At 55.0% G+C, this 17700-nt stretch carries 16 protein-coding genes; 7 read left to right on the forward strand and 9 right to left on the reverse strand.

Features of this window, described 5'->3' with window-relative positions; translation table 11 throughout:
* The first annotated feature begins 437 nt into the window (after positions 1–437).
* Genes MHM97_RS21370 through MHM97_RS21385 form a run of 4 tightly spaced genes read left to right on the forward strand, consistent with a single transcriptional unit; the run spans position 438 to position 9169 of the window.
* Entirely contained in the window at positions 438–2711 is a 2274-nt protein-coding gene (locus MHM97_RS21370) for a type IV secretion system DNA-binding domain-containing protein (protein WP_239325440.1), read from the forward strand.
* Between the two features lies 1 nt (position 2712).
* Entirely contained in the window at positions 2713–7527 is a 4815-nt protein-coding gene (mobF, locus tag MHM97_RS21375) for a MobF family relaxase (protein WP_239325442.1), read from the forward strand.
* Complete coding sequence (locus MHM97_RS21380) at positions 7524–7994, forward strand: hypothetical protein (protein WP_239325444.1); 471 nt, start codon at positions 7524–7526, stop codon at positions 7992–7994. The genes mobF and MHM97_RS21380 overlap by 4 nt, the downstream gene beginning before the upstream one ends.
* Before the next feature lie 2 nt (positions 7995–7996).
* Positions 7997–9169: a hypothetical protein gene (locus tag MHM97_RS21385; RefSeq protein WP_239325446.1), complete on the forward strand. Its 1173-nt coding sequence runs from the start codon at positions 7997–7999 to the stop codon at positions 9167–9169.
* A gap of 103 nt (positions 9170–9272) precedes the next feature.
* On the opposite strand, the gene MHM97_RS21390 is transcribed toward MHM97_RS21385, so the two are convergent.
* The 7 genes from MHM97_RS21390 to MHM97_RS21420 all read right to left on the reverse strand — a co-directional run bounded on the left by MHM97_RS21390 (position 9273) and on the right by MHM97_RS21420 (position 12394).
* Complete coding sequence (locus MHM97_RS21390; RefSeq protein ID WP_239325448.1) at positions 9273–9440, reverse strand: hypothetical protein; 168 nt, start codon at positions 9438–9440, stop codon at positions 9273–9275.
* 85 nt (positions 9441–9525) lie between these two features.
* Complete coding sequence (locus MHM97_RS21395) at positions 9526–9978, reverse strand: type II toxin-antitoxin system VapC family toxin (protein ID WP_239325450.1); 453 nt, start codon at positions 9976–9978, stop codon at positions 9526–9528.
* Complete coding sequence (locus MHM97_RS21400) at positions 9975–10214, reverse strand: FitA-like ribbon-helix-helix domain-containing protein (protein WP_239325452.1); 240 nt, start codon at positions 10212–10214, stop codon at positions 9975–9977. Before MHM97_RS21400 ends, MHM97_RS21395 begins: the two co-directional genes overlap by 4 nt.
* A gap of 115 nt (positions 10215–10329) precedes the next feature.
* Positions 10330–10719: a thermonuclease family protein gene (locus MHM97_RS21405; protein ID WP_239325455.1), complete on the reverse strand. Its 390-nt coding sequence runs from the start codon at positions 10717–10719 to the stop codon at positions 10330–10332.
* 64 nt (positions 10720–10783) lie between these two features.
* On the reverse strand, positions 10784–11104 hold the full coding sequence (locus MHM97_RS21410) for an H-NS histone family protein (protein WP_239325457.1): 321 nt from the start codon (positions 11102–11104) through the stop codon (positions 10784–10786).
* 802 nt (positions 11105–11906) lie between these two features.
* Positions 11907–12110: a hypothetical protein gene (locus MHM97_RS21415; RefSeq protein ID WP_239325459.1), complete on the reverse strand. Its 204-nt coding sequence runs from the start codon at positions 12108–12110 to the stop codon at positions 11907–11909.
* Positions 12107–12394, reverse strand: a complete 288-nt coding sequence (locus tag MHM97_RS21420; protein WP_239325461.1) for a hypothetical protein — start codon at positions 12392–12394, stop codon at positions 12107–12109. The genes MHM97_RS21415 and MHM97_RS21420 overlap by 4 nt, the downstream gene beginning before the upstream one ends.
* A gap of 1216 nt (positions 12395–13610) precedes the next feature.
* On the opposite strand from MHM97_RS21420, the gene MHM97_RS21425 reads away from it, so the two are divergent.
* The 3 genes from MHM97_RS21425 to MHM97_RS21435 all read left to right on the forward strand — a co-directional run bounded on the left by MHM97_RS21425 (position 13611) and on the right by MHM97_RS21435 (position 15311).
* On the forward strand, positions 13611–13952 hold the full coding sequence (locus MHM97_RS21425; RefSeq protein WP_239325463.1) for a hypothetical protein: 342 nt from the start codon (positions 13611–13613) through the stop codon (positions 13950–13952).
* A gap of 341 nt (positions 13953–14293) precedes the next feature.
* A complete protein-coding gene (locus MHM97_RS21430) occupies positions 14294–14968 on the forward strand; it encodes a ParA family protein (protein WP_239325465.1) in 675 nt (224 codons plus the stop codon).
* A 1-nt stretch (position 14969) separates the two neighbouring features.
* Positions 14970–15311 carry a hypothetical protein gene (locus MHM97_RS21435; RefSeq protein ID WP_239325467.1) on the forward strand — a complete coding sequence of 114 codons (342 nt, stop codon included), beginning with the start codon at positions 14970–14972 and terminating at the stop codon, positions 15309–15311.
* Between the two features lie 104 nt (positions 15312–15415).
* Here the strand turns inward: MHM97_RS21435 and MHM97_RS21440 are convergent, their stop codons facing one another.
* Together MHM97_RS21440 and MHM97_RS21445 are read right to left on the reverse strand one after the other, a co-directional pair.
* Entirely contained in the window at positions 15416–16303 is an 888-nt protein-coding gene (locus tag MHM97_RS21440; RefSeq protein ID WP_239325469.1) for an ArdC family protein, read from the reverse strand.
* Positions 16304–16765: 462 nt separating this feature from the next.
* On the reverse strand, positions 16766–17305 hold the full coding sequence (locus MHM97_RS21445) for a hypothetical protein (RefSeq protein ID WP_239325471.1): 540 nt from the start codon (positions 17303–17305) through the stop codon (positions 16766–16768).
* Between the last annotated feature and the right edge of the window lie 395 nt (positions 17306–17700).

Raw genomic sequence — 17700 nt, forward strand, 5'->3', positions numbered from 1 at the left:
GAAATCTCACCAAGAACGTAAAGGAGGACGGCATGAATCGCATCTATCATAGCTTTTATCTGGCTGGATATGGCGGATGGATCATGCCTCGCCTCCTTCGGAGGGTGACAGCTCGTTCTGAGATTCATCGTGCGTGGTTACTTGGCTTTCTGGGCTTCTTTGAGGAAAGCGGCGTGAGGTTTAGTCCAGCCAACCCCTGCCCGCCTATCTGACCTCAGCAACCTTCGCTTGCACGACCATCAGCGCGATCCGGTGAAACACACGGGCCGCAACGCCCCGGCCTATTGCCGACTCACATCAACAACATGCCAAGCGCCGCGGCTGTCCTGAGCTCTAGGGAAGCTCGCGTTGCAACGGAACGAGGGACATAGCCCATGCGCAACAGAGGACACACGCAACTTGTCAGAGGCGGCCAGACGACACAACACTGGACGCGTATGGCAACGCAGGTGCTCAAGTACAGCATCTCAATGGCAGCAGCCGCGTTTTCAGTCACTTACATCTATTTAGTGTCTCAAAATTACGAAATCGATAAGGTCCGCCTGACGGGCACGTATTGGCTTGCGAAATTCAACGTCGAGCAACGCGGCACTGAAGAACGCCTGCTCTCTTACATCGATGATGGGCGCCGTATGGAGCGCACAGCAGGTCAGATCTATGCAGACCACGAGATTGCAGAAATCTACGATGAGTATGCCGATAATGCTCTGCTCTTCATGTACTACTCGTTCATCCCATCGGCTCTGGCTTTTACCGTCGTCTTCGGGATCTTCGCCCTGGTCGGGAGAAGTCTGCAAGAAGAAGAGTACATACGCGGCGCGCGCCTGGTCACAGCGAAAGAGCTGAAAGCTTGGTCTAAGCGCAAGTGGCGCGAATATGAGAAGCGTTTCGGCAAAGGCTCAAAAAAGGGGCCTCGCTATACGCTGGCCGGCATCGAGTTTCCGCCGAACTCTGTCGAAGCTCAGATCGGGATTACCGGGACCGTCGGTGTCGGGAAAACCAATGCGATGCACGAGCTGCTGAACACCATCCGTGAGGCTGGCGGCCGCGCCATCATCTATGACCGCATGGGGGGCCTGCTTCGTGACCACTATGACCCCGACAAAGACATCATCCTGAACCCATTTGACGAGCGATCGGTGGGCTGGTCCCCCTTCAATGAGGTGGTGTCGCCCGAGGGATTTGCCCAGATCGCAGAGGTGATGATCCCCGATCACCCTGGCTCATTGGATAGCTTTTGGACACAGGCTGCGCGCCTGGTCTTCCAGTACACCGCGCGTGAGCTGGCGAAAAAGGGGCACAAGTCCAACGACGCATTGCGCAAAGCCATCATGAACATCCCCTCAGAAGAGCTTGCGGAGATCGTCGCCCCCACGCCTGGCGCTCACTTCTTCGGTGAGCATGTCGCCAAAACCTCCGGCTCGATCCGCGCGAACATGATCACGGAACTGCGCTTTCTGGAATATCTGCGCGATGACGCCGAACCGTTTTCGATCAGAGATTGGGTGGTGAATGACAGGCCCGGTTTCGTGTTCCTGACCGGCAACGCAGAGCAATCCGCAGCGGTGCGCAATATCGTGTCCACGGTGTTCGAGGTCGCGGCAAACGCCCTGATGACCACTGAGGAAAGCCGAGACCCCAAGATCTGGTTTTTTCTTGATGAGGTGCCAACCCTCAACAAATTGCCCTTCCTGCCGAAGAGCCTTGCGGAAATCCGTCAGTTCGGCGGAGCATTTGTGGTGGGGTATCAGGTCTTCTCGCAGCTCGAAGACATCTACGGCGACAAGGCGGCAGAAACCATCTCCGGTGTTCTGAACAACCGTGTCGTCTTCAACACGCCTGACTACAACACAGCGCAGCGTTCATCTCGATCCCTTGGCGAAGAGGATGTGGTCGAACAGCAGGAGAACATCACCCTCGGCGCCCACGACACCCGCGACGGTGTGGGCATTGTCGGCCGCCGCACGCAGCGCGCGATCGTCACCCCAGCGGAGATCCAGTCCCTTCCCCAATTCGTGGCCTACTTCCGACCGGCCTATGACGCCCCAACAGCCAAAGTCATCTTTGAACCAGTGCCTACCACGGCCACCGCTGCGAAGTTCATCCCCTACAACGGCAATGGGTTTGATGAAGGCGGTATGCGCGTCTCCGCAATCAATGTCGAGATCCGCGAAGGCGCAGCTGTGGTTGAAGGGTTTGCATCACTCGATGCAGAGGAACAGAAGACAGAATTTTTCCGGTGGCTTGACCGTGTTCGTCCCGATGGATCTGCCGGGATCGAGGCGGAAGGGAACCAGTCAGAGCGCGATTGGTACTGGCAGCACTTCGCGACAGCGCGCGTGCGCGGTCTGTCTGCCAAAGAAATTGCGCACCCAGATCCCTACGCTGGCTTTGCCGGAAATGGGACCAATCAACAGCGGGAAACTGCATTTGTCCCCTACCCTGGCACCCTACCCGCCTCACCGCCGCAAGCCCCTGTCGAAGAGCCTGAAACCCCTGATGCATCGGATGAGGCCGATCAGAGCGTGCTTGAGACAGTCCCCCAGCAACCCGCCCTGCCCCTCTCCGTGCGCGCTCACCCGGCGATTGGACAAGTCCAGCCAGACCGGAAATCACCAAGCCGACCAGCTCCGCCTGTCGCATCACCAGCACAACCATCTGCCGCCAGCGCCTTGATGGCACTTGAGAAGTCCATCCGGGAGGACAGCTAACATGATGTCGATTTCACCAGTGTCGGCCGGCGCGGCCGCGAGCGGCTACTACAAGCAAGAAGGCTATTACAAAGAAGGGTCAGATGAGGGAAAGCAGGCGGCAACGTGGTTCGGCAAGGCTGCTGAAGAGCTTGGCCTGAACGGCTTCATTGACGACAAACAGTTTGCACAGTTTCTCGACGGTGAATCTCCGGACGGTGAGCTGATGGGCCGTCATATAAACGGAGAACGCAAACACCGCCCCGGCATCGACCTGACATTCTCAGCGTCTAAATCTGCATCTGTTGCAGCCTTCGTTATTGGAGATCAGCGTATTATCGACGCGCATGACGCGGCGGTGCGGACCGCAATGAAGGTCGTTGAAGAACGCTTTGTGAAAACACGCTTTCAGCAGGACGGTGAAATAACCACGAAAAATGCAGAAGGCATCATTGCAGGCATTTATCGTCATGATACTTCGCGCGCCCTTGATCCCAATTTGCACAGCCACGCGGTCATTACAAATGTCGCCAAAAACGAAGAAGGCGGATATACTGCGATTAGAAATGAGGATATCTACAATAATAGAAAACTCATTACAGAAATTTATCGCAGTGATTTTGAAAACAGTATGCGCGAACATGGAATTGCGACAGAGCGCGGTCGGTATGGTGAAGTCAATATTTCCGGAATACCCCAAGAAGTCACGGAAGCCTTTTCCAAGCGCAGGCAAGAGATCCTGAAAGCGATGGAAGGCAAAGGTGTTGATTATTCGCCTGAGACCGCAAGCAAAGCGGCATTGGCAACCCGCGCCGTAAAACACAAAGATCTGGACCGGGATGCATTGCGCGCTGAATGGCGCGCTGAAGGTTTGGCCGCTGGTTTGACAAAAGACCAGTTGGACAAGCAGCTCATTGAAAACAGCCCTACCCCAGCGACAAAGGAACTGCCTTCCTCCCCTCAGCTCGTCGCGCCGATGAAACCGGAAAACCAACAATCGGAACCGTCCCAACCCGGCGCAGCCAACGCCACGCTTGTTTCCAGTGTTGTCGGCTGGATGAAGAACCTGATCGCGACCCCGCAAGTGCAGAACTCTGAACCAGGTAGCGCGGCCAAGAGTGCAGAAACTCCGGAAGGCACGGCGGTTACGAAAGCCATCCAACACGTTAGCGAACGCAGCTCTGTTTACGAGCGTTCAGAGCTGGCCGCGGCGGCTTTGCGCTTTTCTCAGGGTATTGGCATCAGCAAGATCGATGAGGAAATTGATCGCCTGATTTCAGCCAAGGAGCTGTTTTCGCACAGCAAAGACGGTGAGCATCTGACCGACAAGGAAACCGTCGCGACTGAGGGCTCAATCCTGAAGACCTGGCGCAAGGGTGAGAAAGCCCCGAGCCTAAACCTTGGCCCTCAACGCGGCGTTGCCGGTGTCGTGGATCTCGCTGACCGTCTATCCAAAGACGAGACCATGACCGCAGGCCAGCGGGAAGCCATCGACGCATCCCTGTCCGGCACTGGTCGCTATGTTGGTGTTCAGGGTCTGGCCGGTTCGGGTAAAACCTATATGGCTCAGAAGCTCTCAGAGATTGCTGCAGAGGGTGGCTACTCGGTCAAAGGCTACGCCCCTACCCTTCAGGCAGTGAACGAACTGAACAAGGTCGTGGATAGCGCTGCGACCGTTGCCAGCATCGTCAGCAGCGAGCGGAATTACCCTCAGAAAGTGGACAACAGCAAATCTATCCTTCTGGTCGATGAGGCATCGATGCTGTCAGCAAAGGATATGCGCAGCTTCATGGACTATGCTGAACGCACAAAGGTCGCGCGCGTGGTTCTTGTTGGTGATACCAAACAGCTCGACGCGGTGAGCGCCGGCCAGCCGTTCGCGCAGATGCAAGAAGCTGGCATGAGAACGGCCGTCATGGACGAAATCCAACGCCAGCGTGACGGCAACCTTAAAGCAGCGGTCTATGATGCGGTGCGAGGCGACATCGCTGGGGCCTTTGACAAGCTGCAGGACAGCATCGAGAAGGCAGACAATCCGAGACAGGCTGCGGCCGATAAATACCTTGCCCTCTCCCCCGAGGATCGCTCAGAGACGCGCATCCTGACCCTCAACAACACCGCACGCGCTGAGATCAACAGTGCTGTCCGTGAAGGGCTTAAAGCGGAAGGCGCGCTGTCTCAGGACGGACTGGCGGTTCAGGGGTTGGTGCCCCGGCCGATGACATCCGTGGAAAAGTCCGACTCTCGGAACTACGCGCCCGGCGACCTGGTTCAGCCCATAGTTGGCAACCGTGAAGCGGGCCTTCAGCGCCATACGCTCTACCGCATCGAGCGCGTCGATCACGCCACCAATACGCTCTCTGTTGAGCGGGAGACCGATGGTGAGCGGATCTCGATACCGCTTGCCGCGCAGGCGGGACATCAGCCCCTTGGAGCCAGTCTCGTTGCCTATCAGAACGAGGCCCGCGAAATCTCTACTGGTGAGGCAGTACGTGTCCGGATCACTGACAAGGATCAAGGGCTGACAAACGGCACAAGAGCCACTGTCACCTCCACAGAAAACGGTCTCATCACGCTCTCCACGCGCGACGGCCGAAACGTTGAGATCGAGCCTCAGAGCCTCGGTGCGCGTGGTCTGGAGCATGACTATGCGGCCACGGCACATTCCGTTCAGGGTGAGACAGTAGATCGCGTCATCGTCTCGATGAACTCCGGTGATCGCATGGCGACGCAGAAAGGGTTCTATGTGGAAATCAGCCGGGCACGCGATGAAGCGGTACTCGTTACAGACAACCGCGTCGCGCTTGCCCGCAACATTGCCGAAAACACCGGCGTTCAGGTCAATGCTCTGACCAATAAACTCGATGGCTTCTTTCAGAAACCTGAAGTTGATGCGGAACGAGCCGTGTCACGCGCGGTAGAGCATATCAGTGAAAGAGAGTCTGCATATCTTCGCACCGACCTCGCCACTGCGGCGCTCACGTTCTCGATCGGGTCCAGCTTCGAGGACGTAGATAAAGAGATCAATGCGCGCATTGAAGACGGTCGCTTGTTCGTCAGCGGCAAGGACAACCTGGTCCTCACCGATAAAGCCTCGGTTGAGCTTGAGCGGTCGATCATCGCCACTTGGAAAGAGTCCGAACAATCTGAGGGTCTGTCCATTCCATCAGAGCAAGGTCGGAATGGTGAGTCGCTTCTTATCCGGAGATTAAGTGTTGTTCGTACACTTACTGATGGACAACGAAGCTCCATTGAAACCGCCCTTACCGGGACTGGCCGCTATGTTGGCGTTCAGGGGTTCGCCGGCACTGGCAAAACACATATGCTGGAACGGTTAGCTCACTACGCCCACGGAGCTGGCTATGAAGTCAAAGGTATGGCCCCCAGCCACCAAGCGGTTCACGAACTCGCAAGCGTGTTGGGCAGCGCGGAAACTCTTGCGAAGAACACCACAGCAGAGCGGCACCATCCTGAAGATGTGGACAACAGCAAAACCATTCTTGTTGTCGATGAAGCCTCGATGGCGTCAGCAAAGGAGATGCGCGACCTCATGGACTATGCGGAGCGCACAGGATCTCCACGCGTGGTCTTTGTGGGCGACACCCAGCAGCTCGACGCGGTTGCTGCAGGTCAGCCGTTTGCTCAGCTGCAGAAGGCCGGCATGCGAACAGCTGTCATGGATGACATCCGGCGCCAACGTGACGTGGATCTGAAAGAGGCAGTCTACCACTCCATCCGTGGGGAAATTCAGCCGGCCCTGGATCGCCTGGATGGCAACGTCCTTGAAGTAGATGACCCAAGGGCTGAGGCTGCTGATCGCTATCTTTCTCTGCCACCGGAGGTGCGCGATACGACCCGCATCCTCACCCTCACCAATGCAGCCCGCAGCGAGATCAATGAAGCGGTGCGCGAAGGGATGTGGAAAGAGGGCACTCTCACCGGTGAAGAAGTCACTGTTCAGGGCCTCTCAAACCAGCAGCTCACAGAGTCTCAGCTGGCGGATGCACGAAGCTACGCCGTAGGCACGCGCGTCATGCCGGTTGCCACCAGCGAGAAATTCGGTCTCGTGAAAAACAATGTCTATGTGGTGTCGCAGGCTGATCCAGAGCGGAACCGGATCACTGTCACCCATGAGGAAACCGGTGAGAAGTCTATCCTCCCGCTCGAAGCTAAGTTTAACCGACGCGAGCTTGGTAAGTCGCTCGTCGCCTACGATCCAGAGCAACGCGACGTGGCCGCTGGTGATCAGGTCCGGTTTCGGATCACTGACAAGGAAAGCGGCATTACGAACGGGTTGCGGGCTGTCATAAGTTCAACCTCTGGTGGAGTTATTGAGGCCACCGGACAAGACGGCTCCAACATATCTCTCCCCATAAACAGCGTAGCGGCAAGAGGTCTGGAGCATGACTATGCCGCCACCGCACATGCCGTGCAGGGGGAGTCTGTAGACCGGGTGATCATCGCCATGCGCGCCACTGAACGGCTCGCGACGCAGAAGGCTTTCTATGTGGAAATCAGCCGGGCACGCGATGAGGCGGTCTTGCTCACTGATGACCCTGAAAAGCTCTCAAAAACCATCGAGGACCAAACCGGCATTCGCTCCACTGCGCTCGATACCTGGATGGATGGCCGGCTGATTGGCGTCCGCGATCTGCCCCCGCCTGAGGACAAATCTAAGGATCAGCCCGAGAAAACGCCTGAGCCAGAGAAGGTCAAAGAGACCAAAGAGAAGGATCAGGATACGCCCTACCTTCCGGGCATCATGGAAGACAAAATTAAAGAAGTTGAAAAGCAGGCAGAGATTGTTCTGCAGCGAGAAAGAGGAATTGAACGATGAGCAGCAAACCCCGCGTTGTACTTGGACCCGTTGCCCGGCAGTTGGTTGGAGACGCAAAAGAGGGCGTTCCAAAGGTGCTCGATGACGCCATCACCACCTTAATGGAAGAGCGCGACCAACGGCCTGATGCAGCATCTCCGGAGGGCCGCCTGGCGTCTTTGGAAGCTACCTTGAAGGAGCAATCCGAGGCTCTTCGACAGCTCTCCTATGTTTCCGCCCTTGAGATGAAAATGACCCGTGTGCTCATCGCATCCCTGATGAGCAAGACGGATGAAGACCAGCAGTCGCTCATCTCTCTGGCAAATTCTGCCGTTCAGGAGGTGCATGAAAAAGCACGCTTGATAGCGGATTCAGATATGGAGAAACTGCGCGAAAACGAGATCTCAGCACTGACTGCAATCCAACGGGAACTGGAACGGGCCGGGCTGGAAGAGCAGGAAAAGTCAGAGGCGGAGATTGAGCGGTGAACATGTTCTCAGAGAAGCCAGAAAATGCCCTGAGTGGCCGCGTCATCGCGTGGCACGGCCCTCAAAAAGCGTGGCACGCCCGTGCCACGCCCTGTGCCACGGCCCGTGGCACGGCTCTGAAATCCCTTAAAAATAGGGCAAAACGGGTTGCTGCCAGTGCCCGATTGGCAAAACGACAGTTTTGTCAATTAAATCAGCGCCTTGCGCTGATTGCAGCATCGCTGCGTTATGTGTGGACCTTTTATGAGGACCGCAGGTCCGAACCCCCTTTCTCTGGCCCGAATTTCTCAAGAAAGAGTGGCCTCCTGCCCGCCTGTGAGACGGCGCTGAGCGCTTCCAACCGCCTCGGCACCTCTGCCACCCTCAAACCCATCCTTGCCCTCACAGCGGCTCTCCTGGCCCCTACAACACCCCTCGCCGGTGATTGGTCCAATAGCGGTAGTTTTGACCTGGAGGAGACCGCGCTCATCCGTGACGCAGAGCCACAGCCTGACCGCTCTGGAAACATCGCTTGGAGCTTCGCAGATCGAGAAAGCGATTGGGTTGCCCTCGATGCCTTTGAACGCTCTCGGCCGGGGAAGAACCCTCCAACGCTCTCGACCTTCAGGCTCCCCTCGGGATCATCTGTTGAACAGCTCTTCGCATTGATCGCGTTTGCTGAAGCACCCAAAGGACGGTACGACGCCATCCACTACGGCGCGAAGGTGAGACCTTCCAAGAAACCGTCTCAGCTGACCCTCGCGGAAATCTATCGCTGGATCGATCAGACGCCAGGACAGCCTCACGCCATTGGGAACTTCCAAATCATACCTTCCACACTTCTTAACCTGCAAAAGCGGCTTGGGCTTCCTGATAGCACCCTGTTCAGTCCCGCGACCCAGAACCGAATGGCCGCTCTTTTGCTTTCTGATGCCGGACACCAGAAGTTTGTTGAAGGGAAGATCTCGCGCTCGACGTACCAGGACAACCTCGCAAAAATCTGGGCTGGCCTTCCGCTCGCTTCCGGCAAGTCAGCTTATCACGGGTATGCCGGAAACCGGTCTACGATCACTCGCGCGTTCTATGACGAGAAAATGGCCCAAATTTTCGGAGGCTCACAAACCCGCCTCGCTAAGTCCGATGGCACGGATCAGACCGCACCTCTAAGCTCTGGCTGGCGCAGACTTGGAGAGTGAACGCTTAGCCCGCTCACATAGAAAAGAGGCCCCGCGATTACGCGCGCGGCCTCACAACCCAAGATATAATTTCAAAACCTAGATGTCACTGCGGCAGGGCTGGTCAGCTGCTTGCCTTTGAGGGAAGAATCTTGTCGCAGATCAGCTCAAAATCTCCCGACAAGATCGACCAGAAGAACAGGAAATAGGCCCCTGCGCATAGTCCGGACCAGATACCAAAGACCCCGGCCCAGACCGCCGTTGCCAGAAAAAGTGTCGACTGGTTCAGCAATCTCACCTCCCGAAATTCGGATGCCTGCGAGGCACCCGACTCCGGAATGATAGTAACGCGTTTCCATTGAATGTCTCTTAACGTGTTACCCGTGCGCCTTACCGAACCCCGCTGACGGGCAAACGAAGGGATTGATTACCTTCACTCCCATCGCCTCGAAAGGTCCGACATCCCGCGTGGCCACCTGTGCCATATTGTTCGCGATCACTATTGCTGCGATCTGGCCGTCGGGCACCCCTACTGCCTTCCCTTGCCTACGGCACTCGGCCATGCGTCTTCCGTAGACCTGAGCGGCTTTGGAATCGAACACCAGGATCCTGTCTCTGAACTCGTCCTCGATGATCTCAACCACCGCATTCTGTAGACCTGTCGCCCGCTTCCCCTCAGGCAAAGAGAACGCCCCGAACATCAGTTCCGCGACCGTCACAGAAGTCAGATACAGATTTGTGGGTTCTTCGTCGTTCAACCATTCCACCACCTTAGGATTGGGTGATGGCTTCTGAAGCTCGGAGATGACATTCGTATCGAGAATGATCATTCGAAGCTCGCAGGCTGTGCTGGGGTTCGATCACGTTCAATATTCAGCTCGTCGCCTTCCACACCCTTGAAGCGCTTTGTGAGGCGGCTTCCAAAGCCCCCTGAATTTGACTGTCGGGCTGTCTCGATGATCATCGCCCGCACCTCGGCCTCAGCGCTCCTGCCGTTGCTCTTTGCGCGGGCCCTCAAAGCCTCGTGGGCGTCATCTGGAATATTGCGGATAGACATGTTTCCCATCACTTCCTCCAACTGCTATCAACTCACAAGAATGATAGCACATTGGAGGCGTGATAGCAAAACCGATTTCTGCTAGCAGACTCTATTCAGTGGCCTTCGATCTGCCGCCTTCCCCTCAACGGCACCAGCTTGAACGTCTGCCGCCCTGGTATCTTCTAGCCAAGCCCTCAGATACGAGAATGTTCGCGATGTCGTCACCTCGGATGAACATGCGCGCAAGCCCGCGCCCGTATTTGTCACGCCCTGGCAGCACCACGATTTCCACACTGCCTGCCATTTTCACCAGTTCTCTTGCGCGTCTGGTTGCCTCTGTTCCAAGTGCCTTTTCATAGTCACACCTTGGCTTGTAGGTCTCTGGCGTGTCGTATCCCACGAGCCTGTATCTCTGACCTCTGATGTCTGCTGTGTCACCGTCGATCATGTAAATATCGCCACTCCTGATAGGTGCGGCGGTTGCTGATGAAATTGATAAAATGAAAACAAAGGTTGCGAATATCTTTCCCATCGACCGGTCCTCTCAAATGAAATTGGCGAGGTTCACCACCCCGCCTGCCTCTTTGTGCTCACCTTTATGCGGTCAAGTCTTCTAGGGTCACGCCTTGGTTAAGTAGCTCCCTGATCCAAGCTGGTCGTCGACCACGTCCAGACCATGTTTGATTTGGATCGTGTGGGTTCCTGTAGGTTACACCAGGCTCCGGCTTCTTGCGGCTCTTCTTCCTATGCATCTCTATCACATCTGCGAACGGTAGTTCATATTTTTGAGCGACCTCAATCATTTCAGAGAGGGCATTCTGCGTATCGGTTTTCAGCTTGTCGTCCAACTCCTTCTTGATCTCGTTGGCAAGGTCTTCAAGCTCGCTCTTGCGGTACTGCTTTAGATCAATTTCCATTCACTAAACCTGCTTCCATTCCTGTTTCGATTAAGTGACTCGCTATACTGATACGGTGGGCGTGCCAAGGCAGAGTAATAATCATTGTCCTTCGATTTCTCGATGCAACGGAATTTCAGCAATGGACTTCATGCCAAACTCATCCCAGCTGACTTACTCTCAATGGATAGCCAAGTTGCGCCCGCCTTATCGGCTCTCGTACTACGCAGCGGTTTGAGTTTCTGGACGGAACGGAACCCGCAATCGCGCGCGTTCCATCCTCAATTTTCTTACGCCTTTAGTGTCGCCAGTACCGGCGCCCGTATTTTCGCCCATTCACCAAAATTCGTGAGTTCTCGTCAATAGGCACATCTTCACGGTATAATTTTCCTTGGCTATCCACTCGATAGACAGAGGCAGTCGTGTCATCGAATCCGAAACCATAGATCACAAATTGCCAGCCCCCTATGCCGTCCTCACGCACCTGATAGTACCCTTGGAAGTTTCGGCACTGGTAATTGCCACGCCACCACACTGACCCATCCATTCCTTTCTCAGCACCAGTCATCTCAAACAGTTCAGCCTGCGACACTGCTCTTCCCCTTGCCCCGTCCATACTCGGCTAGCTTGTTGCGCATGTTGCCCCCAGCGAATGCACGTTCCAGCCTCAACACCCTCGCTGCCTCAGCCCGGCTGATCCACTGGCTATTCAATGGACAGTCATCGGGATACTATTTCGCGCGGCCCATTTTGTTGATCCCTACCCTGCCCTCACGGAGGACAGAGCATTGATACATACGCCAGCCATGTAACTTGATTGCCTTCACTGCTGCGGCCCCTCAAGCTGCCCTGTCCTGACATAGTACTCCGGGTCCAGTTCGACTATTTGGCACTCGCCCTCGGTATGACCGTGCTTGATTGCCTTTGCCCTCATTCCATCGAGGTTTTCCGGTTTGATTTGCTCTTTAATCACCAGTGCGACGGCATAGGTGTAGAGGTGAGTTTCCCAATGCTCCTTTTCCATCACTCGCCTCGCTCTCTGCCAATCACGCCCGGATCGGCGTAGGGAACCCCATGGATCCAAATGACGGACTTCCCATCTCGCAGCGCTTGACGTCCCTCCAACCGCGCTGCTGCCTGCATTGCAGTCAATTCTCTGATATTGATCTTGGTATTGCTTCTGCTTGTGGGCATCTCACTGTTGGCGAGGTTCAGCAATTTGTTGATCGGCCCGCAAATCGGAGTGCGGTGCAGATACCGTAGGTTCAAGATAACCAGTCTGAGCCGCATAGCTTCCAGATCGAGTTTCATATCGACATCCTTTGTGGTGAAGCGGTGGAGGCTTTTTGCCTTCCTTCCGCCGTTGGGCGTGGCCTCGCCAATCTGATCTGACGAAAACCATGTTTTCGGCGGAACAGAGTGGAGAGGGCGAAGCCCGACCCACGGCCCTGGAGCGGACAGTCAAAGGATCGGAGCCGAGGGGTGGTGCGGCCCGCAGCGCGCAGCGCGAGGACACGGCCCTCGGTGGAGACGACGCCATAGGCGGCGCTTGTCTTTTGACTTTGCGATGCAGGGATGTTGGGCGGAAAAACAAATGAATGATGTCAGGGTTGGGGTGAGCGGGCATAGCCCGTCGATCCCCTGCCCTGTCACCTGAAACTATGTGAGCCGCGCGACAAGCGTGGCTCTCCACTGGCTCTCAGGTCAAAACTTTCCAGTCCGCAGGAGGCTCAGGAGCCGATGTGGACCTTGCATGCTGCGAGCTGACCGCGCCCATCATAGAGCGAAGGGAAGTGAGCAGCCTGTGGGAAGATTTGACCTGAGAGCGCGGCCGAGCTTCTGGGCTATAGATCCATTGTTGAGTCAACACAGCTTGTTCCTTATTTGTACCGCATGCGTGTTAGAGACTACCCACTTCCAACTGTCGAGATCGCCTGCAGGTATTGCAGTCGCCGTGGTCGGTATAGTCGCGAGCGTTTTGCGGAAATTGTAGGCGCCGACACATTGTTACCTTGGGCGCTTCAAATCATTTCGCGGGATTGTCCTGAAGATCCACCCAGTCCCCATAATCTCGACGGGCGGTGCAGCCCTTATTGCGCTCAAGACTGGGCGAGCGCGATAAAACGCCCCTGATCCTACAGCCGCAGATGTGAGATTTTCGTTGAACCCGTTAACCGAGCGGAGCCTACCTTCCGGGGTCAATCGCTCCCCAGCTTGCTTGGGTGTCCGGACGCCGGCGACCGCAAAAGGCCGAGCTGAAAGCGAGGGTAGACCGTCACCCTTTGGGCTGAGACTGTGTTTTCTGATCGACATAAGGCCGCGGCGCTGTCTGGCTGATCGAGACAGTCAGCGCCGCACCTGGACCTTAGGAGAGCAGGAAATTCAGGCTCAGGTCATGTGTCTGCGCAGCTGGCACATGACTAGGGCCCGGTCCTCATCTTTGATGAGGATTTGCCCATGCTATTAGCCCCCCCCTACCCTACTGGAAAACCGCCTCGACGGTGTTGAGACCGAAGAAGAATGAGTAATGGGCGACCGAGGCCGCCCATATGTGATGTCATTCGGTGACATCGTTTTTGTTTGGGAATGCGACCATTTCGACATCTGGGAACATGTTGTGTTTGACCTTGATGGAAGTGATGTTGCGGGCTTGATCGGTTGTTACGAAGAGAACGCCGCAGCTATCCCAGAAGTTTTTGCCATCTTTTTCGCCGGTTTTGACTTTGAACTTCATGGTTTGAGTAGACATTTTGTGATCCTCGCTTTGAGTGTTTCGATGAACATGGCTGAAGCGTGGTCAAAGGGTATGTCAGCTGGAAATTTGCTGCGCGAGGAATGGGCTGCAGGCCCAGGGGAAATTTCCAGTTGAAGCGAAGCGGTCATACCCGACACCCCGCTTAGTGTTCATCTTTGAGAAACACGGCTAGGCGAGGATCTTGCTGTCTATGCCTTGAAGCCCGTCAGACCTAGATGAACTGATGTCTTTATCTACTAGATATGGCTGCTTGCTCCCTCAAAAACGTAAAGTGTACGCTATATTATAGTCCATACCATAAACTCTACTGTTCTTTATATGATTGTCTATATAGTCTATTCTTTACTATATTGTATCATAGGTGATAGCATACATTATATGAATTGCTCTTTAGTTGATTATACAGTACATTGAACAAAAGAGCCTACTCACTAAAGAAAAGTCAGGATCGAGCTATGTATGTGATTTCATTCGCAAACCCCAAAGGCGGGTCTGGTAAGTCTACAACCGCGTTACTTGTCGCTGAGCAACTGGCTCTGAGTGGTCAGAAGGTAGTCTTGATTGACAATGACCCAACTCAGAATCTTGTCCACTGGTCGAACGTACGCCGTGAACGCGGTGCTGAAGAAGTATTCCGCGTCGAGCCAAAGAGTAGCCCAGACGACTTTGACAACCTTATAGAAGACCTTGAGCAGACCTATGATTTCGCAATCGTCGATATGGAAGGCGTAAAAGACCTAATGGCCAGTGTTGTGACCATGAGTTCTCATTTGGTCGTGATCCCCCTTCAAGCCTCTCCCATGGATGCGCGCAACGCGGCTTCACAACTCTCAATCGTCAAGATGGCTCAAAAACACTCGGGCCGTGTGATCCCGCACCGCTTTTTGTTCACCCGAACCAATCCCACAATCGCAACAAAGCTCTATAAGGCCATCAGGCATGAAATGGGCGATCTTCCTACGCTTGACGTAAACTTGGTTGAACGCGCGGCGTATAAACACATGCATGAAGATGGTCATTTGCTTGCCGAGCTTGATCCCGCTTTGGTTTCAAATCTGCCAAAGGCCCAAGAGAATGCTGTTGCTTTGGTAAACTCACTTATTTCCGTTCTGAAAGAGGGAGCAGACTAAAATGGCTGGTTTTGGATTTGATGACGACGCTACCAACAGTCCCAAGGTGGATTTGGCAGGTCTAAAGCCCGGTAAATCGACCCGTCCTGCTTCAGCTTCGAAAGCTAAAGTCGCGGAGGACAGTACGAGACTCGGTTTTCCTGATCGACGGGCCGTGAAACCAGAAGCTTCTTCTTCATTCAAAAGAAAGCCCGGTCGCAAACCTCCTAGCGAACCTAAGATGCCTGTCATGATTTCCGGCCCAGAGTCCGTAATGCTGGCATTCAAGCGCTATTGCGAAGAGAATGGCAATCTTGCCTACTGGGAAGGTCTCAAGTTACTGATGAGTAAACATCAAGAGTAGTCCCCTTTATGCCGCGCAGCGGCTCCGGCGCGGATAGCGCCAGTCCGTACCTCTGGGGCCTTTAGGCTCCAGAGGTACGCGACACCAGAAGGGTAGGGGGCCGCTTACGCAGCCTCCCGTTGTTCTTCTCTCTTGGCTGCATCCATCAAGAGGTCTGCAGCTTTTTGCGCTTCGCTGGCTGCTTTGAAAATCAGTCTCTTGTCGTCATTCAGCGCACGCAACCAATTCTTGACATATGCAACTGATTGCTCGAAATCTGGGGTTAAGCCCAAACGAGCGCAAACCATCGCGTTTCCAATCTCAGCGATAAGTTCTTCAAAAGCATAGGCTTTTTTATCCTTGAAGCGCGAAAATCTGTCGAGACGGCTTTTATGGCCTGTCCAATGGCAGCATTCATGGGCAAGCACGGAATAAAACGCATTCCCGTTATAGAATGTCTCAATCGGAGGCATGTGAATGTAGTCTTCGCTCGGTTTGTAGTACGCTTTCGGTTCATCAGACGTTCGGATGTCTGCCCCCGTTGCCGCAAAAAATTCTTCCAGCATCGGGTCCGCTTTTGTTCCTAAGTCCTGCGCGGCCTCAGCTGGCTTTGCATGATATTCTTCCGGCAATCCATCGATCTGCTCGGCACTAAAGACCCTGTACGCCTTCAAATAGGGCAGGCGGCGTTCCTCACCTGTCTCTTTGTCCTCGCGCTCAAATGTCCCGTACTTGACCACAGTGGATGATTTCTCTCCTTTTCGGACCTGTCCACCTGCGTCTTTCGCCTGTTTGTAGGTGAACCAGTGCGCAGCGGTGTAGCCCTTCGATTGTGCGGCCAGCCACAGCATGAGTACGTTGATACCCGAATATGGCTCCCCATTGCTCCGCAGCGGAAAAGCAGTGCCTACCGTATCGCCTGTCCACGGTTTGCGCCATGCCGGCGTTCCTGCCTCGATGCTGTCGATGATGCTCTGTGTGACTTCTGCGTATAGGTCGAATTTTGCAGCCATTTTGGCCTCCTTTGTGGTGATGCCCTTTCGATCTTGATGCCGAAAATTGGGCCGTGGTTTCTGGCGAGGACCGCGTAGCGGCCCTCCCTGAAACCTTGGCCATCGCCGAGATCAGGAGGGGGAACCGCGCAAGCTGGATGACAAGGAATGGGGGGAGGGGGATCACCCAGCCACGCAGCTCGGCCGCCGGCCGAGACCGTGGTTGGGGACACCCCCCATGACGATGATCATCTGGCTTGTGCGGGGGAACCAGGGGTTCCCCATTCTGACGCACCACAGGTGCGGCCAACAAACGCATAGGGCGTTCGGCTTGCCCGAATCCCCTATGCTTGTGTGATCTCCGCGCTCGCGCGGGGATCTCCGCTCCCGAGCTGCCAGATCCACACGCAGAGCTGAGATGTTCACAAGAAAAAACCCCGCACTAAGGCGGGGCAGTTTATTCCTTTACCACAAAGGAAATCTCTAGTCCGTGGGGATCTGCTGAATATCTCTCGCCTTCGCTATTACACCATCATGACGGATTGCGGCAATGGTTGTGTCGGTTCTTCTGGTCAGCTCAACACCATCACCTGACATCATTGCTTCTACCGTCTCGGTTTGCTTCAGCACGCTCCCGTCTGCTTCCAAATAGGTCGTTCCATCGTCACTCGCGCGGACCACTGACCCATCTGCTCTAATTTCAATACGCATACCGTTTATGGAAACGGTCAGCCCAAGATCGTCTGCAATGATGCCTCCCCAACCCAGCCCTTCGTCACGGCGCAACACGATTTGATCTTGTCTCAGCTTGATCTGAACGTCTCGCGGCTCACTATCTTTTGCGGATTTCACAAGCACGAAGGCTTCTTGCTCTGATGGATCGGGATTGATGCTGGCGGTTGCATTCTTCGGGGACCACAGCTTTGCCACGTCACGTTTCTTGCCGTTTTGATCACGGTGAAATCCGATCCATAGCTGGGCGGAGCGCCAGACACGGGCAACTTTATTGCTCTTGTTCGTCATCGATTTCGTCTCCGGTCTCTAACTGTGATTCAACCATTAAGTGAGTGGTTAAGCTAGGTTCGTTTTTCGGCGTCCATGCGGATCGGTGGTCACAAGGTCAAAAGGAAGGTCATCGAGGGTAAATCGCCCTGTCGAGTATCTATGCAGAAATCCTAGCAAGTAGACTGGATCAGCAGGGTAGGGGGCACAGTTCCAAGCATGGGTTAGTATCTTCCGCTCATTACCCGACATGGCTTGCAGTGATCTTCTTGCCCTTCGCCAGTTCTGCGCTCTGCGCGTCCTGTCCCTTTGTTCCTGAACCTCCCAAGCCTCTGCGCGGCCCCGCATTATTTCATCTTCATCAGATTGCGTCTCCGCCACCAGGTCGGCCAGAAGTGGCAATGCATCGCGTTCCT

This window comes from Epibacterium sp. Ofav1-8, from assembly GCF_022348185.1.
Taxonomy (GTDB): Bacteria; Pseudomonadota; Alphaproteobacteria; order Rhodobacterales; family Rhodobacteraceae; genus Epibacterium.